Origin of the sequence: Mesorhizobium sp. M1A.F.Ca.IN.022.07.1.1 (genome assembly GCF_003997575.1) — a bacterium.
GTDB lineage: Bacteria > Pseudomonadota > Alphaproteobacteria > Rhizobiales > Rhizobiaceae > Mesorhizobium.
In genome coordinates this window covers 1-6,283 of the sequence record NZ_RZST01000335.1, presented here as the reverse complement: position 1 = coordinate 6,283, position 6,283 = coordinate 1, and the positions used below count along the sequence as shown (strand labels likewise).

Here is a 6,283-nt window from a genome sequence, read left to right as displayed (position 1 = left end):
CCTCGACGGCAGGTCGCTGGCGTCCTGGCTCGACGGCGAGGAGCCGGCCGACTGGCGCGACGCGGCGCACTGGGAATTCGATTTCCGCTCGGTCGCCGACGGCGAAGCCGAGCGGCATTTCGGCATCGGCTCACGCGACTGCAACCTTGCCGTCCTTCGCACCGAGGCTTTCAAATATGTCCATTTCGGCGGCGGCCTGCCGCCGCTTCTCTTCGACCTGTCTAAGGATCCGGACGAGTTGAGCAACGTCGCGCACGACCCCGCCTATCTGCCGGTGCGCGTGGAACTCGCCGAGAAGATGCTCACCTGGCGCGCCAACCATCTCGACCAATCACTCGCGCTGGCGGAGCTGACAAAGGACGGAGTGGTCGGCCACGTGAGCAAGACAGCAGGCAGCAGGGAATAGCGAAACGCGTATTCCCTGCTGCCTGCTGCTGCTGCCTGGTCCCTTACTGCAGGACCATCCTCTGCTTGTCGCGGTTTGCGGCATAGGAGCTCTTGTCGTAGGCTGCCTGCGCCTCCAACTGCTCCTTGGTGAAGTTGGTGTAGAGATACTTGTTGCCGTCCTTGTCGGTCATGAACTTCAGCTTATCCATGCCGAGGGCGACTTCCTTCTCGCCGATGCCGAGGAAACCGCCGACATCGATAACCACCGCATCCGGCTTGTTGTCGGGCGTCAGCACGACGTCGCCAATCTCGCCGATCTCGACATCGTTGGCGCCGTATACCGTGGTGCCCTTCAGATCGTCGACTCTGATGTTGCCCATCGGCATTTCGTTCAACGTCGATTTGTCGATCGAGGCTGTCTTGGTCGTGTCGGTGGCGGCTGTGCCGGTATCGGCTGGCTTGTTCTCAGCCGTCGTATTCGCAGCCGGCGCCGCGGGCTTGGTCTCAGCCGTCGTCTGGGCCGGCTGAGCCGGTTTGGCCTCCTTGTCGGCCGTGGTGTCGGACGAGGTCACGGCAGGGGTGGTCGTTGCCGGAGCAGTGTTCGAAGCCGTGGTGGCTGCGGCCGGCGCCGGATCATAGGCCTTGCGGTTGAAGTCCGGCTGAGCCTCCAGCTCTTCCTTCGTCGTCTCGGCGATCAACCAGCGATCGCCATTCTTCTCTGCCCATTTGGCCTTGGCGAAGTCGAAGGTAACGTTCTTCTCGCCAATGCCCAGGAAGCCGCCGACGCCGATCACGAGGGATTCGGCCTTGCCGTCCTTGGCAAGAACGATGTCGTTGACGTCACCGATCTTTTGGGCGTCGTCGGCGGTTCCGTTATAGACCGACTCGCCCATGATGTTGGTGGCGAGATTGCCTTCAGCCTTCTCTACCGGCTGGGCCGGCTGCGCGGGCGCTTGCGCCGTTCCGGTGTCGGTGGTCGCAGGCTGCGTGGCATCGGTCGTTTGCGCCGGGGCCGGATCATAGGCCTTGCGATCGAAGGCCGCCTGTGCGTTCAGCTCGTCTTTGGTCGTCTTCGCTACGAGCCAGCGGTCGCCGTTCTTCTCGGCCCATTCCAGCTTGTTGTAATCGAAGGCGACATCCTTGGTGCCGACGCCAAGAAATCCGCCGACGCCGATGATGACGGATTTTACGTTGCCGCTTGCATCGAAAACGACGTCGTCGACCTTGCCGATGTCTTCGGCATCGTCGCCGGTCCCATTATAGACCGATTCACCGATGATATTGGTCATCAGCGCCCCGTCTGCACGTACTACTGGAGCTTGGGTCTCGGCGGCGGGCGCGGGGGTTTCGGTGGCGGGCGCCTGCGCCGGTGCAGGCGTTGTGTTCTGCGCAAAGGCCCCGGTTGCTAGGAGGGTTGCAAGCGCGGTCGTTGCAAAAAGAGTGCGGATCATGATCGTCTCTCCTCGTGCCTGATTTCCTACGCGCCGCGTTCGCGGCCTCGCACAAGGCAAGGGCGAGCGCGGCAATATTCCACAATTTCACAACGTCGTGAGGGGAGCCTTGTTCCAAACGGCGCCCGTCCACGGCGCTTGACTTGCTCGCTGACGCGGAACCTTCGGCGGCCCCTTTCCGTTTCAGCCTGCGGCTGAGAACTCGTTTTTGGCCTAACAATAGCAGGAAGAGGGGCATGCGGTTTGCTGCGGTGCTGAACAAGGACGGGGGCACCCTGCGCACGACCGATGTTGCAGCCTTTGCCGACCGGGTCCGCGAGCTTCTGGAAGCGGCCGGCCATTCGGTTCAGATCGACATCGTTGCGGGCGGCGAAATCGCCACGGCTTTGGAAAAGGCCATAGCCAGGCGCACCGTCGATGTCGTGCTGGCCGGAGGCGGCGACGGAACGGTGTCCACCGCCGCCTCGCTTCTGATGAACAAGAAGAAGGCGTTGGCCATATTGCCGGCTGGTACGATGAACCTTTTCGCGCGCAGCCTTGGCATCCCCCAGACACTGGAAGCCGCCTTGAAGGCCTTTACCGACGGCGAGGTCAAGGCGGTCGATATGGCGACCGCGAATGGCCGTCCCTTCGTGCATCAATTTTCAATCGGCATGCATGCCAGAATGGTCCAGCTCCGCGAGAAGATGGATTTTGGCTCGCGGCTGGGAAAGATGCGGGCGTCGGTTCGCGCCGCATGGGCAACGATCAAGAACCCGCGCACCCTGAAGGTGACCTTGACCATCGGCAAGACCGACATCATCACCCGCGCGACCGGAATTGGCATCAGCAACAACCTGTTCGGCGAGGGTCATCTGCCTTATGCGGACAATCCGGCCGGCGGCGTGCTTGGCATCTATGTCAGCGTTGCGCGCCGGCGCCGTGACTTGGTAAAATTGCTGCTTGCCATGCTGCGCGGCCGGTGGCGCCAAAGCGAACATGTCGAGATCCACCAGGCTGACAAGGCCGTGCTGAAAATTCATTCCTCGCCGACAAAGTTCAAGGCGGTGATGGACGGAGAGTTGGTCAAGCTGGAACGCGAAACCACGGTCGAGATCCATCCAGCGACCCTTAACGTGCTGGTCCCTAGAAGCAGCGCGCAGGCAAAGGCAGCCTGAATGGAGCCAAGACTCAAAACTACTGTGTTTGACCGCTGGGAGCAGGCGCCTGCTCGGTCCCTGGAGGTTGTGGGACGTGCTGCTGTTCGGTGCTCGGCTCTTTGATCAGCACGCCATAAATCTCGGCTACGCCCCAGGCGATGAATACCAGCAGCAGCCCGGCGACGAGAATCCTGAGCGCATGCCAGCCCCAGTGCCCCTGGCGGGCTTCGTTTTCAGGAACGGTCTTGGGCATTGTCGGTCTCCAGGTGTGGGGGCGCGCACGCCGAGCACGGGATGGTCGGGTAACGGACCCTTTCCGCGAAAGTTCCCAATCCGACAGCTATATCCGGCACGGTCGGCCGCCCCGACCGGCTTGCCGCGCCTATGGCGTTTCGCTGCGATCCTTTTCTCGAGGCCCAGCCTTCACGTTCTCGCGGTAGATGGCGAAGGCGGCGAGCGCGATCGCGGGCGCGAGAAGCGTGCCCAGGCCGCCCTTGCTTTTCGCGAGCGCCGGGAGCAACGCGAGCGCCGCGGTTACGCCAACCGCCGTCATGTCGGCCTTTCGCCTTCGCGCGCGCCGCCGCGCCCGCATGCTGGTTGTCAACTTGTGGATCACGACAATCAGCCCGGCGATCACCAGGAAGCCGATGCCGAAGCCGAGGCTGGTCGCTAACGGCCCGTAGCGCGCCGCCAGCCAGATATACGCCGCGCCGATGAGGAAACCGACGCCGCACAGGGCAAAAACACCGGCAAGCCCGTAGAGGATTGCGGTCAGCCGCGCTCTTTGCAAGGCCGCCACCGCCTCGCCGGAAGCAAGGCCGGAAATAAGCGAAACCAGCGTCCCCATATGAGGGCTGCTAGCGGCGCGACAGCAGCGCGAACAGGAAGCCTACTCCCGCCGCAATCGCCAGCGACGTCACCGGCTTTTCGCGAACGCTGGCTATCAACTGCGCTTCCAAATCCTGAGCACTTCCGCGCATGCTTTCGAACGCTGCCTCGCCGTGCGCGCGCAGCTGCTCGACGCCTTCGGCGGCCGCGCGGCGCGCTGCCCCGTAACTGTCGTCCCGGGTCTTGGCCAATTGCCTGGTGAGCTCTTCGATATCGGCCTTCAACTGCCGGATGTCGGCTTCGAGGTCGGCGCTGGGGGGAGTATCTGTTGCGGATCTGCCTGCGGCGGTCGCCATTGCGTAACTCCTTAAGTTTGCTTCCATTTCAACGCTTGGCCGAGACCGGGGTTCCGTTCTGCCGGTCCGGCTCGTCGTCAGATGAGCGGTCTGCGCTCCTCACCCAAACCTTGCCAGCCGGCCAGCTCCGTCAGCCCCTCATGGCTGAGAACCTCGCAACCACCGTCACGCCAAATGATCAGCTTACGGTCCATCAGCTTGCGGATCGTCTTGTTGGTATGCACCAGCGAAAGGCCGAGCGTATCGGCGATATGCTGCTGCGTGATCGGGATCTGCACCGGCCGCTTGCCGTTCAGGCCCGCGCCCCGGGCACGGCTGGAGATGAAGGCGACAAGATAGGCGGTGCGCTCCAGCGCGGAACGGCGACCGATGCTCAGCAGGTTTTCATCGAGCATGCGCTCCTCGCGCGACGCCATCCAGGTGATGTCATAGGCCAGGCCCGGGTAGTTACGGTAAAGCTCGTGCAATTGGTCGCGCTCGAAGACGCACAGCAGCATCGGCGACAAGGCCTCGACGGAATGCTGCATCTCGCCCATTAGGCTGCCTTGCAGGCCGATGAGATCGCCGGGCATGGAATAGTTGAGGATTTGCCGCCGCCCGTCGGGCAACAGCTTGTAGCGGAATGCCCAGCCTGAAAGTATGGTGTAGAGATGCGCGCTGTGGCTGCCTTCGACCAGCACGGTCGCCCCCTTGTCGACCGCAAGCTCTCCTTTCTTGAAGCCGCTGACGAACAACAGCTCCTGGCTCTCGAATTCGCGAAAGACTGGCAGCGGCCGCAGCGGGCATTTGCCGCAAGGATATTGGCGGGTGGCAAGGGAATATGCGCTCTGGCCGGACATTTCGACCCCTCTTCGAAACCCCTGCCCCGATCGGGCGAATACAAACGCTTCACCCGGACCGAGGTTCCGCCGCTCACGCAATGCATCGCCGGTCATGTCTTTTTTAAATGACAGAGCGTCGAATACCGCGCATGACTGCAGCCTTATAGGAGTCGCCGCCACGTGCCCCCATTGCTAGACGGATTGCGTATCCTGGTCTTGGAAGACGAATTCCTGATAGCGATGGATGTCGAGCAACTATGCCGCGACCAAGGGGCCGCCGAGGTCACGATTGTTGGCGACCTGGCTGAAATCGACCTGCGGGATGGGTTTTCCTGGTTCGACGCCGCTATCGTCGACCTGATGCTCGGCGGCACCTCGACACTCGACTTCGCCGGGCGGCTGCGCAGCGCAGGCATTCCATTCGTCTTCGCGTCCGGCTACTCCGACGCCGAGGATCTCGAAGGCTCTTTTCCCGAGATTAAGCTGGTCACCAAGCCCTACTCGGGAGACGATCTGATCCAGGCCCTGGCGCTCGCCTGCAGGCGCGCGAAAGCGGCGTGACGACGTAGCGTCGAAGAGCCGGAGGTCGGTGTCAGGCGGCGTTTGATCCTGTCACCTGCGCCGAGATCGCGTCGGGGCCGTATTCGTCCTCGCCAGAAATCTTCAGGATGTCCTGCAGCCGGGCGCGCGCGCGGCTGACCCGGCTCTTGATCGTGCCCACCGCGCAGCCGCAGATCTCCGCCGCCTCTTCGTAGGAAAAGCCGGACGCGCCGATCAGGATGATCGCTTCGCGCTGATCCTCCGGCAGCTGCTCCAGCGCGCCGCGAAAATCCTTGAGATCGAGCTGGCCATGCTGGGCCGGGTGGACGGCGAGCCTGGCGGTCATGATGCCGTCGCTGTCCTGCACCTCGCGGCCGCGCTTGCGCATCTGCGAATAGAATTCGTTGCGCAGGATGGTGAACAGCCAGGCCTTGAGGTTGGTGCCCGGCTGGAAACTCTCATGTTTGTCCCACGCCTTGACCAAGGTTTCCTGGACGAGGTCGTCCGCCTTGTCGGCATTCTGCGTCAGCGACACCGCAAAGGCGCGCAGGCTTGGGATCGCGCCGAGCAGCTCGGTCTTGAAGCTCTGGGAGACCGCCGCCATGTCTCAGTCCTTTTTCTCGGCGGGTTCGGCCTTTTCCAGCTGGCTGAGCAACTGAGCGAATCGATCCGGCACCTGATCGGAGACCAGCTCGTCGTAATATTGCTTGAGTTTGCGGGCGATTTCGGAGTTCGGTCCGAGCGGACTGCTACCCCCGTTC

The 6,283-nt window shown here is 62.7% G+C and carries 10 protein-coding genes; 3 read left to right on the top strand and 7 right to left on the bottom strand.

Annotation, left to right across the window (positions count from 1 at the left end):
* Nucleotides 1–406: sulfatase/phosphatase domain-containing protein (locus tag EOA75_RS26915; RefSeq protein ID WP_127325587.1), on the top strand; the 406-nt coding region annotated here is incomplete at its 5' end.
* A 43-nt stretch (nucleotides 407–449) separates the two neighbouring features.
* Here EOA75_RS26915 and EOA75_RS26910 read toward each other — a convergent pair.
* On the bottom strand, nucleotides 450–1,838 hold the full coding sequence (locus tag EOA75_RS26910) for a PRC-barrel domain-containing protein (RefSeq protein ID WP_095824026.1): 1,389 nt from the start codon (nucleotides 1,836–1,838) through the stop codon (nucleotides 450–452).
* Nucleotides 1,839–2,074: 236 nt separating this feature from the next.
* Between EOA75_RS26910 and EOA75_RS26905 the strand changes: the two genes are divergently transcribed.
* Complete coding sequence (locus EOA75_RS26905; protein ID WP_067002137.1) at nucleotides 2,075–2,995, top strand: diacylglycerol kinase family protein; 921 nt, start codon at nucleotides 2,075–2,077, stop codon at nucleotides 2,993–2,995.
* A gap of 19 nt (nucleotides 2,996–3,014) precedes the next feature.
* On the opposite strand, the gene EOA75_RS26900 is transcribed toward EOA75_RS26905, so the two are convergent.
* The 4 genes from EOA75_RS26900 to EOA75_RS26885 all read right to left on the bottom strand — a co-directional run bounded on the left by EOA75_RS26900 (nucleotide 3,015) and on the right by EOA75_RS26885 (nucleotide 5,000).
* The gene (locus EOA75_RS26900) at nucleotides 3,015–3,230 is read right to left on the bottom strand and encodes a hypothetical protein (protein WP_067002134.1); all 216 of its coding nucleotides are present in this window, start codon (nucleotides 3,228–3,230) and stop codon (nucleotides 3,015–3,017) included.
* A gap of 129 nt (nucleotides 3,231–3,359) precedes the next feature.
* A complete protein-coding gene (locus EOA75_RS26895; protein ID WP_127325586.1) occupies nucleotides 3,360–3,824 on the bottom strand; it encodes a phage holin family protein in 465 nt (154 codons plus the stop codon).
* 10 nt (nucleotides 3,825–3,834) lie between these two features.
* Nucleotides 3,835–4,161 (bottom strand): DUF883 family protein, encoded by a 327-nt coding sequence (locus EOA75_RS26890; protein ID WP_095778215.1) that lies wholly within the window; start codon nucleotides 4,159–4,161, stop codon nucleotides 3,835–3,837.
* A gap of 77 nt (nucleotides 4,162–4,238) precedes the next feature.
* A complete protein-coding gene (locus tag EOA75_RS26885; protein ID WP_095799844.1) occupies nucleotides 4,239–5,000 on the bottom strand; it encodes a Crp/Fnr family transcriptional regulator in 762 nt (253 codons plus the stop codon).
* A gap of 198 nt (nucleotides 5,001–5,198) precedes the next feature.
* Between EOA75_RS26885 and EOA75_RS26880 the strand changes: the two genes are divergently transcribed.
* Nucleotides 5,199–5,543: a response regulator gene (locus EOA75_RS26880; RefSeq protein ID WP_347403999.1), complete on the top strand. Its 345-nt coding sequence runs from the start codon at nucleotides 5,199–5,201 to the stop codon at nucleotides 5,541–5,543.
* 31 nt (nucleotides 5,544–5,574) lie between these two features.
* Here EOA75_RS26880 and EOA75_RS26875 read toward each other — a convergent pair whose 3' ends face one another.
* Together EOA75_RS26875 and EOA75_RS34225 are read right to left on the bottom strand one after the other, a co-directional pair.
* A complete protein-coding gene (locus EOA75_RS26875; RefSeq protein ID WP_040973662.1) occupies nucleotides 5,575–6,126 on the bottom strand; it encodes an RNA polymerase sigma factor in 552 nt (183 codons plus the stop codon).
* A gap of 3 nt (nucleotides 6,127–6,129) precedes the next feature.
* Nucleotides 6,130–6,283 (bottom strand): NepR family anti-sigma factor (locus tag EOA75_RS34225; RefSeq protein WP_164747578.1); only part of this gene is annotated, 154 nt, incomplete at its 5' end.